1 pseudogene is annotated in these 1,067 nt (G+C 76.5%); it reads right to left on the reverse strand.

Annotation, left to right across the window (positions count from 1 at the left end):
• Positions 1 to 1,027, reverse strand: a pseudogene (locus FOE67_RS26610) (S9 family peptidase); the annotation flags it as partial.
• Positions 1,028 to 1,067 lie beyond the last annotated feature (40 nt).

A 1,067-nucleotide genomic window follows, 5' to 3' on the forward strand; every position in this document is an offset into this window, starting at 1 on the left:
GGCCGGGGGCCCGCAGGACGACCCCGCCGGCGGTGGAGCACACCCGGGGCGGCTCGGCGGCGGAGGACCACAGGTACTCCACCGTCCCGTCGGGGCGCGCGCCGGCCCCGAACACCGACCCGGCGGGGGTGTCGAGCCGCTCCAGGGGACCGCCGGTGCCGGCCGTGCCGCCGTGCGCGTCGCTCCCGCCGAGCGGGGCGAGCGGCCACCGGTACAACTCGCCGCGGGCGTGGTGGTCGTGGACGACGAGCAGGGCGGAACCGTCGGGGTACCAGTCGGCGTGCACGTCGCCGGGCAGGTCGATGTCGACCTCCTCGGAACGGCCGGTGGTGGGGTCCCAGATCATCGGTGCCCAGTGGCCCCCGCGCTGGTGGCCGACGAGCAGCCGGTGGTCGCCGGGGACGGGGGAGAAGCCCCACACCGACAGCCCGAGGGGTTCGGTGCCCCCCTCGGTGTCGTCGAGTTCGGCGACGGTGCGGCCCTCGCGGTCGACGACGCGCAGGGCGGCGTGCATGGTGTCGCCGTGCTCGGTGTGCTCCAGGGCGATCAGCCGCCCGTCCCGGGACAGGTCGCCGACCCCCGCGGACTCGCGGTGGCGGTAGATCTCCACGGGTTCGCCGTCGGCGGGCGCCACGTGGACGGTGGTGCCCTCCTCCTCGGTCATCCGGCCCACCACGGCGGTGCCGTCCCGGCCGAGGGCCAGGCCGGCGGACCAGGCGGGGGCCAGGCCGGGCACGGCGGTCTCGTCGGGGCCGCCGGTGAAGGGCTGCCGGCGCCAGACACCGAACTCGTCGCCGTCGGTGTCGTCGAACCACCACAGGTGGGAGCCGTCGGGGGTGAGGGTGCCGTCGACGGTGCCGTTGGGGCGGTCGGTGGCCTGCCGGCGGGTGTCGGAGGCGCGGTCCCAGGTGTACAGCTCGAAGGTGCCGCCGACGTTGGAGACGAAGAGCGAGCGGTCGGGGGCGTCCTCGGCCCACTCGGGAAAGCCGACGCGCGGCGCGCGGTACCGCTTCTCCCAGTCGGGCATCTCGTCCCATCCGGGGGGTGTGGCGGGGGACGGGTCGGAG

This window comes from Streptomyces calidiresistens, from assembly GCF_014141525.1.
GTDB classification, from domain to species: Bacteria; Actinomycetota; Actinomycetes; order Streptomycetales; family Streptomycetaceae; genus Streptomyces; species Streptomyces calidiresistens.